Genomic DNA, 17,564 nt, shown 5'->3' with positions numbered 1-17,564 from the left:
TTGTCTTGGGTAAATTAGCACTGTTGGTCCTAGAAGATGGGACAGTGTTCCGCGGAGTGTCCATAGGGGCAGATGGTCTTTCCGTTGGTGAAGTCGTTTTTAATACCTCGATGACGGGGTATCAAGAAATCCTCACTGATCCTTCCTATTCTCAGCAAATCGTCACTCTCACTTATCCTCACATTGGCAATACCGGAACCACTTCCGAAGATGAAGAATCCTCTTCCATTCATGCACAAGGCCTTGTGATTCGCGATCTTCCTCTAATCGCTTCTAACTTCCGTAACGAACAATCCCTCTCTGATTATCTTAAGTCTCAAAATATCGTTGGCATCGCTGATATCGATACTCGTAAGCTCACTCGTATCCTGCGTGAAAAAGGTGCTCAAAACGGCTGTATTGTTGCGGGCAACAACCTAGACGAAGCTTTGGCACTAGCGAAAGCAAAAGAATTCCCAGGCTTAAAAGGAATGGACCTTGCGAAAGAAGTTACAACAAAAGAAGCGTATCAATGGAAGCAAGGTTCGTGGACGCTTGAAGGTGGACTTCCAGAGGCGAAAGATGACAGCGAGCTGCCATACCACGTTGTCGCTTACGACTTCGGCGCAAAACGCAACATCTTACGAATGTTGGTTGACCGTGGCTGCCGCTTAACGGTTGTACCTGCAGAAACGTCAGCGGAAGAAGTTCTGGCACTAAATCCAGATGGCGTATTCTTATCAAACGGCCCTGGTGACCCAGAACCATGTACTTACGCGATTGAAGCAACCAAAGTGTTCCTAGAAAAAGGCCTGCCAATTTTTGGTATTTGTCTAGGTCACCAAATTCTGGCGCTAGCATCAGGTGCGCAAACGGTGAAAATGAAGTTTGGTCACCACGGTGCAAACCACCCAGTAAAAGATTTAGAGCGTAACGTTGTGATGATCACTTCGCAAAACCACGGCTTTGCGGCAGATGAAGCAACATTACCGGAAAACTTACGTGCTACTCACGTATCGCTATTTGATGGCTCTTTGCAAGGTATCCACCGCACAGACAAGCCAGCATTTAGCTTCCAAGGTCACCCAGAAGCGAGCCCTGGTCCACATGACGCGGCACCGCTATTTGACCACTTTATCGAACTAATCAAAAAACACAGCGCTTAATTCGGAGTAGTAGATAATGCCAAAACGTACTGACATTCAAAGTATTCTAATTCTTGGTGCTGGTCCGATTGTTATCGGTCAGGCATGTGAGTTTGACTACTCTGGCGCACAAGCGTGTAAAGCTCTTCGTGAAGAAGGCTACCGAGTTATCCTGGTTAACTCTAACCCAGCAACGATTATGACTGACCCAGAGATGGCAGATGCGACTTACATCGAGCCGATTCAGTGGGAAGTTGTACGCAAGATCATCGAGAAAGAACGTCCTGATGCAGTTCTGCCAACTATGGGTGGTCAGACAGCACTTAACTGTGCGTTAGATTTAGAGAAGCACGGCGTTCTCGCAGAGTTCGGCGTAGAGATGATTGGTGCAACGGCTGATGCAATCGACAAAGCGGAAGACCGTTCTCGTTTTGATAAAGCGATGAAGTCTATCGGCCTTGAGTGTCCTCGCGCAGATACAGCGAAGAGCATGGAAGAAGCTTACAAAGTTTTAGATATGGTTGGCTTCCCTTGTATCATTCGTCCATCGTTCACCATGGGTGGCACTGGTGGTGGTATCGCGTACAACAAAGAAGAGTTCGAAGAAATCTGTCGTCGCGGTCTGGACTTATCTCCGACCAACGAACTTCTTATCGATGAGTCACTAATCGGTTGGAAAGAGTACGAAATGGAAGTCGTTCGTGACAAAGCGGACAACTGTATCATCGTATGTTCAATCGAGAACTTTGACCCAATGGGCATCCATACGGGCGACTCAATCACGGTTGCTCCAGCACAAACACTGACTGACAAAGAATACCAGCTTATGCGTAATGCATCGCTAGCTGTTCTGCGTGAAATCGGTGTTGAAACAGGTGGTTCAAACGTACAGTTTGGTATCAACCCGAAAGATGGTCGTATGGTCATCATCGAGATGAACCCGCGTGTATCTCGCTCTTCTGCGCTAGCATCAAAAGCAACAGGCTTCCCAATTGCGAAAATTGCCGCGAAACTGGCTGTTGGCTTTACGCTAGACGAACTACAAAACGACATCACAGGTGGTGCAACACCCGCGTCATTTGAACCAACTATCGACTACGTCGTAACTAAGATCCCTCGCTTTAACTTCGAGAAATTTGCTGGTGCAAACGATCGTCTGACAACTCAGATGAAATCGGTTGGTGAGGTAATGGCGATTGGTCGTAACCAACAAGAATCTCTTCATAAAGCACTGCGTGGCCTAGAAGTTGGCGCAACTGGTTTCGATGAGATGGTCGATCTGGAAGCGCCAGATGCACTGACTAAGATTCGTCACGAACTTAAAGAAGCAGGTGCAGAGCGTATCTGGTACATCGCCGATGCATTCCGAGCGGGTATGTCAGTCGACGGTGTGTTCAACTTGACTCAAATCGACCGCTGGTTCCTGGTTCAAATCGAAGAAATTGTAAAACTCGAAGAACAAGTCAAGGCGGGCGGCTACGCAGGTTTGACCAAAGAAGTGCTTCGTCAGATGAAACGCAAAGGCTTCTCTGATGCTCGCTTGTCTAAATTGCTTGGTGTCGCTGAAAGTGAAATTCGCCGTGCTCGTGAGCAGTTTGATATTCATCCGGTTTACAAACGTGTGGATACATGTGCAGCAGAGTTTTCTTCTGACACGGCTTACATGTACTCATCTTACGATGAAGAATGTGAAGCAAACCCAACAGACAAAGATAAGATCATGGTTCTTGGTGGCGGTCCAAACCGTATCGGCCAAGGTATCGAATTCGATTACTGTTGTGTCCATGCATCACTTGCGCTGCGTGAAGACGGTTACGAAACCATTATGGTTAACTGTAACCCAGAAACGGTATCTACTGACTACGATACGTCTGATCGTCTGTACTTCGAGCCAGTAACTCTGGAAGATGTACTGTCTATCGCTCGCGTTGAAAAACCAAAAGGTGTGATTGTTCAGTACGGTGGTCAAACGCCACTTAAACTGGCTCGTGCTCTAGAAGCGGCTGGTGTGCCAATCATTGGTACTAGCCCAGATGCTATCGACCGTGCGGAAGACCGTGAACGCTTCCAAGCCGCTGTTGACCGTTTAGGTCTACTTCAGCCAGAAAACGCGACAGTAACAACGATGGAGCAAGCGGTTGAGAAATCGAAAGAAATTGGCTTCCCATTAGTTGTTCGTCCATCTTATGTACTCGGTGGTCGTGCGATGGAAATCGTGTACGACGAGCAAGACCTGCGTCGCTACTTCAACGAAGCAGTAAGCGTATCGAACGAGTCTCCAGTTCTGCTAGACCGTTTCTTGGATGATGCAACCGAAGTTGATATTGATGCTATCTGTGACGGTGAACGCGTCGTTATCGGCGGTATCATGGAGCACATCGAACAAGCGGGTGTTCACTCTGGTGACTCTGCATGTTCACTGCCTGCATACACGCTAAGTCAGGAAATTCAAGACAAGATGCGTGAGCAAGTTGAGAAGTTAGCATTCGAACTCGGTGTGCGCGGTTTGATGAACACGCAGTTTGCTGTGAAAGATAACGACGTTTATCTAATTGAAGTGAACCCTCGTGCTGCTCGTACGGTACCATTCGTATCGAAAGCGACAGGCGCTCCTCTAGCGAAAATCGCTGCACGTGTAATGGCGGGTCAATCTCTAGAGTCACAAGGCTTTACTAAAGAGATTATCCCTCCTTACTACTCAGTGAAAGAAGTGGTTCTGCCGTTCAACAAATTCCCTGGTGTTGACCCTCTATTGGGCCCTGAAATGCGCTCAACAGGTGAAGTAATGGGTGTGGGTGCAACGTTCGCAGAAGCTTACGCGAAAGCAGAGCTAGGTTGTGGTGCGGTTTATCCTGAAGGTGGTCGTGCGCTACTGTCTGTACGTGAAGGTGATAAAGAGCGTGTTGTTGACCTAGCTTCTAAGTTAGTGAAACTGGGTTACCAGTTGGATGCGACACACGGTACTGCTGTAATTCTGGGCGAAGCGGGTATTAACCCACGTTTGGTAAACAAAGTACACGAAGGTCGTCCACACATTCTTGACCGCATCAAGAACAACGAATACACCTACATCGTAAACACGGCTGCTGGTCGTCAAGCGATTGAAGATTCGAAAGTTCTACGCCGTGGTGCACTGGCAGAAAAAGTGAACTACACAACGACACTGAATGCAGCGTTCGCTACATGTATGTCTCATACTGCAGACGCAAAAGCGTCAGTAACTTCGGTTCAAGAGTTACACGCTAAAGTGAAAGCGAGTCTAGACGCGTAACAGATAAAAATCAGTAAGCTCATTAATCAGGGCTTACATGACAACCTCATTGCCCGCTCATTTGAGCGGGCTTTTTTATATCGAGGTTTTTCTAAAATGAAGAGCATTAAAGTGTGCTAGGAACGATTGGTATGCTTCGCTTTTGAAGATCATTAAGCTAATGATGGCAAGCAATGTACCCAAAGATGAAGAAATAGTACTACCATTTGCTACAACAAAATTAATGCTGCAAGTGAGAATGATAAAAGAGATAGTAAGTAAGTTTATTTTTGCAGCAACACTTAATCCTTTGCTTATTGTCAGAATGTTTGGAATGCATACAACAACAACCGTAATAGCTCCCAATGTAAGGAGGTAAGTATCTAGAGCAATGTGTTGAGTGAAAGAAAACCAGTCATTCCAAATGCTTAAGCTAATAGCCAGACCAATAGTCAATGCCAAGTATAAACATATACTTAGTGAGATGTTTGCTATGCTAATTGATTTAGTATTCAACTTTCAATTCCTCATAGATTCCAATAGCAAGATTTCTTAACTCTCCCGAATAACCGCTTCCTACTATGCTAATTGAGCCTCCAATTGCATCTAGAAGCTGATGAGAAATGGATGCGGATATTGTTGCTTGTGAATACCTCTTAGGAATTTCTCCTGACAACATTAGCTGTTTACGAGCTTTATTCGAAATGCTCGGAAGGTTTTTACGGATGATTTCTTTAGTTAATCTTGTTCTTTCTTGTCTGTTTAAGCCTTTTAGAATCTCGGGAACGCCTTTCTTAGTGGTTTGCTTAAGAGATTGAACCATTTTTATCGTTTGATATCCACTAGCGCCCGCTCCAGCTAAGGAGATGTAATCTAAAGCTTTAGTTGTATTTTGATACCACTCATTACTGTCTATATCCGATAATTTGTCTGGTGATTTAGATACCATACGGGTTCTTGCTACTCCAATAGCACATTGAGCTGTGGCAGCAACAGTAGCGGCGTGTGAGATATAGGACATAGTTACGCCCACAGGACCACTTACTGGTATTGTTAGCCCCGAACCAACTACCCCAATCCAGCCAATCGCTGCACCAATACAGCTAATGCTCGCTGATAGAAGCTCTTGATTGAATCTTGATTTTGACTCTTCCTGTTTTATTTTTTTTGCAAATTCTTGAGATGATTGTAATTTTATCGGTTCTCGTAGAATGATAAAGGTAGGATTGATATGGCATGTGGATTTAAAGTCTCTTAAGCGTACAACGGTGAATTTGTTATCAATATAAATTACACCCGCACCGCTAGTCTCTGGTTTAGCGTCAATAACGCTGAATAGCTGATTAACATTCACTATCTGTTCGATTTTTAAGCGCAATTGCTGCTCTTTTATTGATGGTCGAGTTAGTAAGGCTTCCATTATTTTCGTTTTTTATCAGATTAAATATTTCCTATTAAGACAGCATTTTCTTTTTCTATCAAAATATTAAGAGGCTCTTGAGGTGAGGCTCTATATTTGGATGTAATTGATATTTTTAATGTATCATTCTCTAGATTTATTGACTGATGAAAATTAGGAATAGATTGGTGTCTTGACTTTCCATTGGTAGTTTTGTGAATAAGTGCTACCGTTTCTTCCTCTTTGATACCTCTTCAAAAAGGAAGTGTAGTGGAAATCACGGTTGAGATTTTGTTGGCCTTATTTTTGGTTGCGACTGCCGCAGGCTTTATTGATGCGATGGCTGGTGGGGGAGGGCTCATTACACTCCCTGCGCTTTTGGCTGCGGGGTTAAGTCCGACTCAAGCTCTAGCAACCAATAAGTTACAAAGTTCGTTTGGCAGTTTCTCTGCTAGCTGGTATTTCGTGCGTAACGGTATTGTCAGCCTAAAGGAAATGCGTTTCGCGATACTCTGTACTTTTATTGGTGCAGCGATCGGTGCCGAGGCTGTTCAGTTTATTGATGCTAGCGTACTCACCAGTTTGATCCCTGTTCTTTTGATAGCCATTTCCCTCTATTTTTTACTCGCGCCAAGTACGCGAAAAATCGATGGAGAACCAAAGTTATCTGAAGCGATGTTTGCGCTATGCATTGGTGGCGGGATCGGTTTCTATGATGGCTTTTTTGGCCCTGGGACTGGATCTATTTTTACTGTTTGTTTTGTTGCACTAGGTCACTTTTCTTTGGTCGAAGCCACTGCTAGAACCAAAATTCTCAATTTCACGTCAAACATTGCGGCACTACTCTTTTTTATCTTCGCTGGGTTGCCCGTGTGGAAGCTTGGCTTAACCATGGCTGTTGGCGGTTTTCTTGGTGCTCAGTTAGGAGCGAAGGTCGTGGTAAGTAAAGGACAAAAATGGATTCGTCCTCTAGTTATAGTGATGTCGATGCTTATGGCAACGAAACTTCTTTGGCAACAACATCAGCAATGGATTCTGTCAGTGCTTTAACTCGTTCGCTACGATATGTGCTGTGACGTAAGCAGATATGTATTGGTCGAACTAACTGATCTAGCTCTTCAAAGTCATAGCAGAACTTAGATGTGATATTAAGTGTCGTTAGGATAGATTTAGGGATTAAAGCGGGAGCCATACCTCCCAAAGCCAGTTGTGCTGCCGCAGTATACGAATCCATTTCCATCAAAGGTTCGATTCCGTGTTTGGATAAAATAGCTTGTTGATATGTGTTGGCAGGGTTAGTTAGGTCATTGGTCAAAATAGCTTTAGGTAGTTGTGAAAGTGAATGTCGACTGACAATTGAGAAAGGTTCATCGGCGAGGTGAAGGCTCATTAATCCATGATGAGGTGGTAGATAGCCAGCGCAAAATCCCAATGTTGCTTTGCCTGATTTCACATTCTCAATAATGCGTGGCGTATGATTGGTCGATATTCGTATGTACTGATCATGGGCAAAGTGTTCTGCCATGATCATGCTGAGGTATCCAGCGACTAAGGTTTCAGAGCAGTCTATCTTGATCAAAGAAGTATCTTCTATTTGTTGTTGATCATAGATCTGACCTCTTAACTCATTGAACGTTGGCTCGATCGTGTTGATGAGCGCAAGGCCATCGGAGGTCAGCTTTATGTGCCGACCATTTGGCTCTATTAATTTTTTTCCTAACTTCTTCTCTAGATTTGAAATACGTTTACTCACGGCAGATTGACTAATATAGAGTTGACTGCCCGTGCGGCTCATGGTTTTTTCTTTACTGAGGACAAGTAACGTTTCAATACCTTCAAGCAACATAATGATTAATGAAAGTTAGGAATGGTTGAGATAATTTAGCGAATTGCCCAAGAATTGGCGAATCAAATGAGCATAAATGAGAGGAGCCGACACTTGGTCGACTCCATGGTGAGTGATGTTGTTGGTGTTTAACGGTTAATGGCGAAAGTTGGCAGGGATAGATGCCAACGAATCGCACCGAGACGTATAATGAGCGTTGAGATTACACCAGCGAGCAAAGCCGTTGAGTGGTCATATCCCATGTTTACCGCCATCGTATGGAAGATGCCGCCAATAATACATGCCGTAGCATAGACTTCACTTCTTAATACCATAGGAACTTCGCGAGCCAGCACGTCTCGTATAATGCCACCGCCACAGCCAGTAATAACCCCCATTATCACCGCGACCATCCCGGATGCATTGTAGGCGAGTGCCTTTTCTACTCCTATTCCCACAAACACAGCGAGACCGATGGCATCACAAACGGGTAATACCCACCATGAGAGTCGCTTGGGTCTTCGAATAACAAGCATGGTTAGTAGACACGTAACAAATATCACCCATAAGTAAGTCGTATCTGTTATCCAAAATACGGGAGTGGCACCAAGCGCCATGTCTCGGATTGTTCCGCCACCTATAGCAGTCACACTGCCGAGCACGATAACGCCGAATGGATCCATTTTTAAACGGCCCGCCAGTAATACGCCAGAGATGGCGAAAACAGCGGTACCGAACAAATCGATCATATAAAGCAGCATGGAGTCCATGTTACTTAGTACCTTTAAATAGTGTGAGAAAAAATGGGCGGAAATTGTACGGTATTTGCCACGAAATCGTTAGCGTTTTTGACGAACGCTTTTAAAGTGCTCACACACTTCTTTGATCGCGTTCAATGTGCGTGGTGTGGGACGGTTAATCCAATCAGAGTTTAGGGACCAGATGTGTTTGTTTTTAAGAGCAAGAAGCTCATTACTCCACTCAGTCCACATACCATCGTTACTCATTGCGTGACGAGAAGTAAAAATAACCTCTGGCTGGCGAGTAATGACTTGCTCGATGCTAACTTGAGGATAAGGCGCGCTAGATGCGGCGAAAATGTTCTCACCACCGCAAAAAGTAAAGACTTCACTTGGCCAGTTCTTTCCGGCGACAGTGATGATAGGCTTTTCACTCAACTGATAAAAGTAACTAACTTTCTCGTTCGTGTTGTACTGTTCTTTTAGTGTACTCAGCTGCGTTCTAAAATCTTCAGCGGCCTTTTTTCCTACTTGTGGAGTTTCGCTGTATTGGCTGAGTTGCTCAATATTATTGGCGATATCTTCTAATGAACCTGTAGTGGAGTAATAGATAGGAATACCGAACTGTTTAATTTTCTCCAACTCTTTAGCGGGGTTTCCGGCTGGCCAAGCAATCACTAAGTCCGGCTGAAGAGCAATAATGCGCTCTAATTTAATTCCTTGATAATTTGAGACTCTTTCTAGCTGCTTTGCCTGTTCTGGATAATCGCTCATTTCGCTGACAGCAACAAGCTGGTCTCCTAGCCCTGCTGCAAAGGCAATTTCGGTGGCATGTGGAGCTAAACTTATAATGCGTTGAGCGGGTTGAGCGAAGGTCGCTGTCGAAACAAACAGCGTTAATGCGAAGCATAATTTATTCATCATAATCCTTGATAAATTATTCCTAAAAGCAAACTTTGGATTGCGATCCAAGCCAGGACGCGCCAAACGAGCAGCGTATGTATTTGTGAAAGGTGAATAGCCGATGGCGCAATGCGCCCACCGATTTTTGCGCGCTCTGCACGCACACCTTGATAGATAGCAGGGCCGCATAAAGACAGTTGTAGTTTGTGTCCGATAGTACATAACACCCAGCTAGGTCCTGGTAAGGGCCAAGACTTCGCTTGCTGTTGTATTCCAGAGAGCACATTACTTGTATTCTTTCCGGCAGCTAAAAGTATGGCAAAGAGACGAAGTGGAATAATATCCAGAGTAGCAACCAGTTGAATCACAGGTTTACCAAAGGGCAAATATTGGCGTCGGCTAGGGGACCACACTCGCGCTAATTCTGTTGTGAGTCGATACATTAGCGCACCAATACCACCTGTTAGTGCGTACCAAAATAGTACGCCGATCACGTTGCGGCTGTATCCCATAATCAGGGTTTCTGAGCCAGCTTTACCTATGCCAACGATCGAGAGGCTACCAGTATCGCGATTAAGATATGGTCTCAGTAATGCTCGACACTGAGCTTTGTCTTCCGAAGACATACTAGTTACGAGCTGTTTCGTTAACGTTTCGCTGTTGCGCCAGTCTAGCGCAATGATCAATAGAACCAGTTCATATAAAGGGATTTGCCAAACAAACGGCTTTACTGCAATCAGTAATATCAAGCAAGGAAACAGCATCAAGCCTAGTGCAAGACTGCCTGAGATTACACTCTGTGAGTAATTGTGATTATTGTTCACTTTGTTAGCTAGCTGTTCTGCTAGCTTTCGCCATAAAGTGATGGGGTGCGCTGAATTGGGGATTGGCACTAGAAGGTGCAAGATCAGTGCGCCCCACATTATAAGGAGCGCACCGTTGGCATAAAATGACTGAAAAACTTCTTCCATGAATGAGTCGTTTATTTAATGAGTTCCAGCATTTTGAATACCATTTCGGAAGAGCTTTTTGCTGCTAGAGGTAGGAACTCATCAAAGCTCATTGGTGATTCTTTATCAGCGACATCAGAGATTGCACGCACAACAACAAACGGCGTGTTGAATTGGTGACAAGTTTGAGCGATAGCAGATGCTTCCATTTCTACAGCGATAACTGACGGGAAGTGTTTACGAATAAACTCTTGACGCTCAGCAGTACAAACAAACGCATCGCCAGTACAAATTAGGCCGCGAACCGCATGAGTGTTTTCCATTTGTGCTAGGGCTTTTTCGGCTAAGTCCATTAGCTTGTCATCCGCTTTGAATGCAGCTGGTTGACCGGCCATTTGGCCAATTTCATAACCAAAAGCGGTTACGTCTGCATCGTGATGACGAACTTCTGTAGAGATAACTACATCGCCAAGGTTTAAGCTTGAATCGAAACCGCCAGCAGAGCCTGTGTTAATCACAACGTCTGGTTGGTATTCATCAAGAAGGATTGTCGTGCCCACTGCCGCTGCAACTTTACCGATGCCCGATTGTAGTACGACGACTTCGACATCGTTAATTTGACCAGAGAAAAACGTACAACCCGCTTTATTTACAGTTTTGCAGTTTGTAATTGCTTGCTTCAGGATGGTCACTTCTTGTTCCATCGCACCGATGATACCAACTTTCATAACACTCTCTTTAAGTAAATATTTTAGTTGGCCGAGAGTATAGCACTCCCCGTTGGCAGTTTTCTATTTGATGAGCTTAGCTTGAGTGAGCTTTTCTCGTAATTGATCGGCGCGCTTTCTGTTTACGCCAAAGTCAGAGTAGCCCACACGAGATTCCGAGCGCACAATCAGTTGGTCTCCTGCTATTTTTAGTTCGAGGTCATCCACGAAGCGCATGATTTTAGATGTGCACTCGATACGAAGGTAGTTGCTTTCTTTCACCGCGGTTTTCGCGCCTGGCAGTTCAAGCGCAACTTGCTCAATAGCGTCGATGTTCGCTGAATCAACTAAGATAAATGGCGTTAGGTTGTATTTTTCTCGCGTGTCTTGGGTGGAGACGCAGTTTGGTTTGTCACCACAAGGTGATTGAGAACGATCCGTCATGGTTGTGACTCCTTGGCTACAAGCGGTTAAGCCGAGCAAAGTAATGGAAAGGAGAGCGGCTTTTTTCATTATATTTACTCTTATAATTTTGTTTCTAATTATATGGATACAAAAGAAAAAGGATCCAATAACAGGACCCTTTTTGTGAGGTTAGCTGAGATTAAACTTCGAGGTAATCGAGAATGCCTTCTGCCGCTTTTCGTCCTTCATCAATTGCGGTTACGACAAGATCAGAACCTCGTACCGCATCGCCACCCGCGAAGATCTTTTCATTGCTGGTCTGGAACTGGAACTCTTGCTTCGCTGGGGCTTTGATACGACCCCATTGATCCAAATCGACATCAAACGGTGCTAACCAGTCCATTTTGTGCGGCTGGAAACCAAACGCCATGATAACAACGTCTGCTGGTAGAACGTGCTCGCTGCCTTCAACGGGCTCTGGGCGTCGGCGACCCGCTTCATCAGGTTCACCAAGTGCGGTTTTCACCACTTTGACCCCCGAGACTTTGCCTGACGCATCCACTTCAACTCCCAAAGGCTGAAGGTTGAACATGAACTTCACGCCTTCTTCCTTTGCGTTTTTTACCTCGCGACGAGAGCCTGGCATGTTGGCCTCATCACGACGATAAGCACAAACTACGTTGGAGGCACCTTGGCGAATTGAGGTACGAACGCAGTCCATTGCGGTATCACCACCACCCAGTACGACGACTTTCTTTCCTGCCATATCGATAAAGGGTTGGTTACTCTCAAGACCCATGACTTTGTAGGTGTTCGAAACTAAAAATGGCAGCGCGTCATACACACCCGGCGCATCTTCATTATCTAGACCAGCACGCATGTATTTATAGGTGCCAACGCCCAAGAAAACAGCATCGTATTCATCAAGTAGCTCTTGCATTTGGACATCTTTGCCTACTTCCATGTTCATGCGGAACTCGACGCCCATTTCAGTGAACACACGGCGGCGGTTTTCCATCACGCCTTTTTCAAGCTTGAAGGAAGGAATACCGAAGGTCAGAAGGCCTCCAATTTCAGGGTAGCGGTCAAACACGACTGGCTTAACGCCATTGCGCACTAGGATATCCGCGGCAGCCAAGCCAGCTGGGCCTGCTCCAATGATTGCGACCTTTTTATCGGTCCACTCCACCTTGGACATATCTGGCTTCCAGCCCATTTCAAACGCTTTGTCGGTAATGTACTTTTCTATGTTACCGATGGTGACGGCACCAAAGTCATCATTAAGCGTGCATGAACCTTCACATAGGCGGTCTTGAGGACAAACGCGCCCACATACTTCCGGTAGGCTGTTGGTTTGATGCGATAGTTCAACCGCTTCAAGAATACGACCTTCATTGGCAAGTTTTAACCATTGAGGGATGTAGTTGTGGACTGGGCATTTCCATTCACAATATGGGTTGCCACAATCTAAGCAGCGATCCGCTTGTGCAGTCGCCTGTTGTTTAGTGAACGGTTCATAGATTTCAACGAACTCGATCTTACGAACTTTGATAGGCTTTTTCGCAGGATCTACACGCTGCACATCGATAAATTGATAAACGTTCTGGCTCATGATTCAAACATCCTCCATGATTACTGTGCTTGAACACGCAGCTCTGCGGCACTGCGGCTCTGGTGACCAAGTAGCGTGCGAAGATCTGCCGCTTGTGGTTTCACCAAATAGAACTTTGGAATCCATTCATCAAAGTTCGCCAAAATATTTTCAGCATGACTCGACCCTGTTTCTTCAAGGTGTTCCGCAATTAGGCCACGCAAATGTTCTTGGTGGATGTAAAGATCGGACAATGAGATGGCTTCGACAGACTCAGTATTAACTCGACCTTCAAAGCTTTGGTTCTCATCCAGAACATAGGCAAAGCCTCCAGTCATACCCGCGCCAAAGTTCACACCTGTCGCACCAAGAATGGCAACAATACCGCCAGTCATGTACTCACAAGCGTTATCGCCAGCACCTTCAATGACGGCTATCGTACCTGAGTTTCGTACGCCGAAACGCTCACCGGCTTTACCGGCTGCAAATAGTTTACCGCCGGTCGCGCCGTACAGACAGGTGTTACCAATGATGGTTGCTTCATTACACTTAAATGCAGTGCCAAGGTGAGGTTTGATAACCACTTTACCACCCGCCATACCTTTGCCCACGTAGTCGTTCGCATCGCCCGTGAGGTAAAGCTCTACACCACCTGCGTTCCAAACACCAAAGGACTGGCCTGCGGTGCCGTCAAGATAGATTTTGATAGGGGAAGCCGCCAACCCTTGGTTGCCATAGCGTTTTGCTATTTCGCCAGATAAGCGTGCACCAACAGAACGATCAGTGTTGATGACATTGTAGAAGAAACTTGCCGATTGACTGTTTTCGACCGCATGCATGGCATCATCAACGATCTTTTGGTTGAGCTCAGCTTTATCAAACGGTTTGTTTGGCTCTGTCCAAAATAGCGGATGGCCCTCAGGTGATACTGGAGCTTCTAGAATATTGGATAGATCCAGCTTGGTCTGTTTCGCTGTAAATCCCTCTACTGCCTCAAGTAAATCGGTACGACCAATCAAGTCCGTCAGCTTTTCAACGCCAAGTTCGGCGAGTAATCCGCGCACTTCGTCTGCCAGGCCGATGAAGTAATTCATCACCATTTCTGGTAGACCTTTGAAGTATTCTTTACGCAGTGTCTCGTCTTGAGTCGCAACCCCAGTTGCACAGTTGTTGAGGTGACAAATTCGTAGGAACTTACAACCCATAGCGACCATTGGCGCAGTACCAAAACCGAAGCTTTCTGCACCTAAAATTGCGGCTTTAACTACGTCTAAACCAGTCTTTAGACCACCGTCTACCTGTAGGCGGATCTTATGACGCAGACCATTAGCAACCAGAGCTTGTTGTGTCTCTGCCAACCCCAACTCCCAAGGGCTACCAGCGTATTTTACCGAAGTTAATGGGCTTGCTGCGGTACCACCGTCGTAACCCGAAATGGTAATAAGATCAGCGTAAGCCTTGGCTACACCCGTTGCGATGGTGCCGACACCTGGCTCGGAGACGAGTTTTACCGAAACCAGCGCATTCGGGTTGACTTGTTTAAGGTCGAAGATCAGCTGGGCCAAATCTTCAATCGAATAGATATCGTGATGCGGAGGAGGGGAGATCAGAGTCACGCCTTGTACCGAATAACGCAGTTTTGCGATTTCTGCGGTGACTTTGTGTCCTGGTAGCTGTCCACCTTCACCCGGTTTCGCACCTTGTGCCACCTTGATTTGCAGTACATCCGCATTAGTCAGATAATGCGGCGTTACACCAAATCGGCCAGAAGCAATCTGTTTGATACGTGAGTTACGCTCAGTACCGAAACGGCGAGGATCTTCACCGCCTTCACCCGAGTTAGAGTAACCACCAAGACGGTTCATCGCCGTTGCAAGTGCTTCATGCGCTTCTGGGCTAAGTGCGCCAATGGACATTGCCGCTGAGTCAAAGCGTTTGAACAGTTCAGTGCGTGGTTCTATTTGCTCAAGTGGCAGCGGTGAGTCTGATTTTTTCAGCGACATTAAGTCACGCAGCATGGCAACAGGGCGTTGGTTTACCTGCTTAGCAAAGCTCTGATAGTCGTTACTTTCGCCAGATTTAACGGCCTGTTGCAGCGTGCCGACGACATCCGGGTTGTAAGCATGATATTCACCTCCATGGACGTACTTTAACAAGCCGCCATGATCAATCGATTTGCGTTTCGCCCATGCTTTACGAGATAAGTTTGTAAGATCTTGCTGGAAGTCGTCAAAATTCGCGCCTTCAATTCGAGTTGTGACGCCTTTAAAACACAGATCGACCACATCTTGGCTCAAGCCAACTGCTTCAAACAGTTGTGAGCAGCGGTAAGAGGCGATGGTTGAGATCCCCATTTTCGACATGATCTTGTACAGGCCTTTGTTGATGCCGTATTGGTAGTTTTGCATCACATCGCGGTAGTCTTTCTCTAGTGCTTTATCATCAATCAGTTTACCTAAAGCTTCATAAGCAAGGTATGGGTAAACCGCAGTAGCACCAAAGCCAAGCAAGACGGCAAATTGGTGTGGATCACGGGCTGTTGCGGTTTCGACAACAATGTTGGCATCGCAACGCAAGTTCGCGTCAATCAGACGAGTTTGAACGGCGCCGACTGCCATTGCTGCCGGAATTGGCAACTTACCTTTGACCAAGGCTCTGTCCGAAAGCACCACTAAAACCGTGCCTTCACGAACGACTTGCTCTGCTTGCTCACACAGATCATTAATGGCTTGTTTAAGATCTTTTTGTTGTGGGTCGTAGTTGATATCGAGAATGGTATTACGGTAATGATCGTCACTCAGCTCTAGTAGTTGCTGCATGTCTGAATAGAGCAGTACTGGAGAATCAAAGGTTACACGATGCGCGTGGCCATCGGTTTCACAGAAGACGTTCATCTCCTGGCCGATGCTAGTCGCCAGCGACATGACGTGTTTCTCACGCAGCGGATCGATTGGTGGGTTGGTGACCTGCGCGAACTTCTGACGGAAGTAATCAGTCACCAAGCGCTCTTTCGAAGAAAGAACCGCCATCGGGGTGTCATCACCCATCGAACCGACGGCTTCTTGCCCCATATCACCGAGGACACGCAATACTTGATCGACTTCTTCATTGCTCATGGCAAACTGCTTTTGATAAGTCTTAAGCAAGTCTTCATCAAAGCTACGCTCACCTACTTGATCTTCAGGCAGTTGAGAGAACGGTGTTAGTTTGCGAACGTTGTTCTCCATCCATTCGCGATAAGGGTGACGAGATTTCAGATCATTATCGATCTCGCTAGATTGCCAAAGCTTACCTTTACGAGTGTCGATGACGAGCAATTCCCCCGGACCTACACGACCTTTTTTGGCAACTTCATCTGGGGCGTAATTCCAAATCCCTACCTCAGATGCCAGAGTGATCAACTTGTCTTTGGTAATTACATAACGCGCAGGACGTAGACCGTTTCGGTCTAGGTTACAAGCAGCATAACGACCATCGGACAGTACGATACCTGCTGGGCCATCCCATGGTTCCATGTGTTTGGAGTTGAAATCGTAAAACGCACGCAAATCCGGATCCATGTCAGGGTGGTTTTGCCATGCTGGCGGCACAAGCATACGCATGGCACGGAAGATATCCATGCCGCCAGCTAAAAAGAGATCTAGCATATTATCTAGGCTAGACGAGTCTGAGCCTGTCTCGTTCACAAACGGTGCTGCAGTTTGTAGGTCAGGCAGCAGTGGTGACGAGAACTTGTAAGCACGAGCGCGTGCCCATTGTCGGTTACCTTCAATGGTATTGATCTCACCATTATGAGCAAGGTAGCGGAACGGTTGAGCTAATGGCCAACGCGGTTGAGTGTTGGTAGAAAAACGCTGGTGGAACAGACAGATAGCAGATTCCATACGTAGATCGGCAAGATCAAGATAAAAGCGCGGTAAGTCCGCAGGCATGCATAGGCCTTTATACACCAAAACTTGAGTCGACAAGCTACAGATGTAGAAATCCGGATCTTCGGTGATTTGTTTCTCGATGCGACGGCGTGCGATGTAGAGACGACGTTCAATGTCACGCTCGCGCCAACCTGCCGGTGCAGAGATAAAGACTTGCTGAATATTTGGAAGCGAGTTGGCCGCAATTGGACCGAGTACTTCTGAATTAGTTGGTACTTCACGCCAACCAGCCACAGTTAGCGTCTCTTGCGCCAGTTCTTTGTTGACGATGTCTTTAGCGAGTTGAGCTTTGACTGGATCTTGGTTGAAGAAAATCATCCCTACGGCGTATTGCTTGCCAAGGTTGAAACCATTTTCTTCGGCAATAAGACGTAAATAGGAATCGGGCTTTTGTAATAGAAGACCACAACCATCACCAGTTTTACCATCGGCGGCGATACCACCACGGTGAGTCATGCGGTCAAGTGCAGAAATTGCTGTACGTACCAGCTTGTGGCTTTGTTCGCCTTCCATATGCGCGATCAAGCCAAATCCACAGTTGTCTTTCTCAAGACTTGGATCATAAAGAGCCATTGCAATTCTCCCTTTGCTTATCCGTCATCCCGACAGATATATCAACACTGCTTACGTTGATATCGATGACTAACTATGCGTCATCTTTATAGCTTTATGTATAATTATTCAGTAAAAGTTGTGAAATATTTAACATTTTTTGAGTGTTTTATTTTCATCAACTTC

General features: G+C 46.0%; 13 protein-coding genes. 3 read left to right on the top strand and 10 right to left on the bottom strand.

The annotated features are described in order from the left end of the window. Positions 1-5 precede the first annotated feature (5 nt). Together carA and carB are read left to right on the top strand one after the other, a co-directional pair. Positions 6-1,145, top strand: a complete 1,140-nt coding sequence (gene carA / locus J4N40_RS14240; protein WP_017821483.1) for a glutamine-hydrolyzing carbamoyl-phosphate synthase small subunit — start codon at positions 6-8, stop codon at positions 1,143-1,145. Positions 1,146-1,161: 16 nt separating this feature from the next. Then, entirely contained in the window at positions 1,162-4,395 is a 3,234-nt protein-coding gene (gene carB, locus J4N40_RS14235) for a carbamoyl-phosphate synthase large subunit (RefSeq protein ID WP_005381854.1), read from the top strand. Between the two features lie 75 nt (positions 4,396-4,470). On the opposite strand, the gene J4N40_RS14230 is transcribed toward carB, so the two are convergent. Then, on the bottom strand, positions 4,471-4,890 hold the full coding sequence (locus J4N40_RS14230) for a hypothetical protein (protein WP_155396149.1): 420 nt from the start codon (positions 4,888-4,890) through the stop codon (positions 4,471-4,473). After that, complete coding sequence (ssp4, locus tag J4N40_RS14225; RefSeq protein WP_017821481.1) at positions 4,880-5,794, bottom strand: Ssp4 family T6SS effector; 915 nt, start codon at positions 5,792-5,794, stop codon at positions 4,880-4,882. The genes J4N40_RS14230 and ssp4 overlap by 11 nt, the downstream gene beginning before the upstream one ends. A 249-nt stretch (positions 5,795-6,043) precedes the next feature. Between ssp4 and J4N40_RS14220 the strand changes: the two genes are divergently transcribed. Continuing rightward, positions 6,044-6,823 (top strand): TSUP family transporter, encoded by a 780-nt coding sequence (locus J4N40_RS14220; RefSeq protein ID WP_005381847.1) that lies wholly within the window; start codon positions 6,044-6,046, stop codon positions 6,821-6,823. Here the strand turns inward: J4N40_RS14220 and J4N40_RS14215 are convergent. The 8 genes from J4N40_RS14215 to gltB all read right to left on the bottom strand — a co-directional run bounded on the left by J4N40_RS14215 (position 6,765) and on the right by gltB (position 17,399). After that, positions 6,765-7,619 (bottom strand): LysR family transcriptional regulator, encoded by an 855-nt coding sequence (locus J4N40_RS14215; protein ID WP_017821479.1) that lies wholly within the window; start codon positions 7,617-7,619, stop codon positions 6,765-6,767. The genes J4N40_RS14220 and J4N40_RS14215 overlap by 59 nt on opposite strands. A gap of 128 nt (positions 7,620-7,747) precedes the next feature. Continuing rightward, positions 7,748-8,368 carry a TRIC cation channel family protein gene (locus J4N40_RS14210; protein WP_005387377.1) on the bottom strand — a complete coding sequence of 207 codons (621 nt, stop codon included), beginning with the start codon at positions 8,366-8,368 and terminating at the stop codon, positions 7,748-7,750. A 69-nt stretch (positions 8,369-8,437) separates the two neighbouring features. Continuing rightward, a complete protein-coding gene (gene btuF / locus J4N40_RS14205; RefSeq protein ID WP_237306520.1) occupies positions 8,438-9,259 on the bottom strand; it encodes a vitamin B12 ABC transporter substrate-binding protein BtuF in 822 nt (273 codons plus the stop codon). Then, complete coding sequence (locus tag J4N40_RS14200) at positions 9,259-10,212, bottom strand: cobalamin biosynthesis family protein (RefSeq protein WP_250654287.1); 954 nt, start codon at positions 10,210-10,212, stop codon at positions 9,259-9,261. The genes btuF and J4N40_RS14200 overlap by 1 nt, the downstream gene beginning before the upstream one ends. Positions 10,213-10,223: 11 nt before the next feature. Beyond that, the gene (gene mtnN, locus J4N40_RS14195) at positions 10,224-10,919 is read right to left on the bottom strand and encodes a 5'-methylthioadenosine/S-adenosylhomocysteine nucleosidase (RefSeq protein WP_005381837.1); all 696 of its coding nucleotides are present in this window, start codon (positions 10,917-10,919) and stop codon (positions 10,224-10,226) included. Positions 10,920-10,982: 63 nt separating this feature from the next. Next, positions 10,983-11,411, bottom strand: coding sequence for a DUF1499 domain-containing protein (locus J4N40_RS14190; RefSeq protein WP_025768418.1), 429 nt, complete (start codon positions 11,409-11,411; stop codon positions 10,983-10,985). Positions 11,412-11,502: 91 nt separating this feature from the next. Beyond that, on the bottom strand, positions 11,503-12,915 hold the full coding sequence (locus J4N40_RS14185) for a glutamate synthase small subunit GltD family protein (RefSeq protein WP_053304346.1): 1,413 nt from the start codon (positions 12,913-12,915) through the stop codon (positions 11,503-11,505). Between the two features lie 20 nt (positions 12,916-12,935). After that, complete coding sequence (gene gltB, locus J4N40_RS14180) at positions 12,936-17,399, bottom strand: glutamate synthase large subunit (protein WP_033906097.1); 4,464 nt, start codon at positions 17,397-17,399, stop codon at positions 12,936-12,938. Between the last annotated feature and the right edge of the window lie 165 nt (positions 17,400-17,564).

Source organism: Vibrio sp. SCSIO 43097 (assembly GCF_023650755.1).
Taxonomy (GTDB): domain Bacteria; phylum Pseudomonadota; class Gammaproteobacteria; order Enterobacterales; family Vibrionaceae; genus Vibrio; species Vibrio alginolyticus.
Note: the sequence above shows the minus strand (reverse complement) of the source record. Positions and strands in the feature narration are given on the sequence as shown.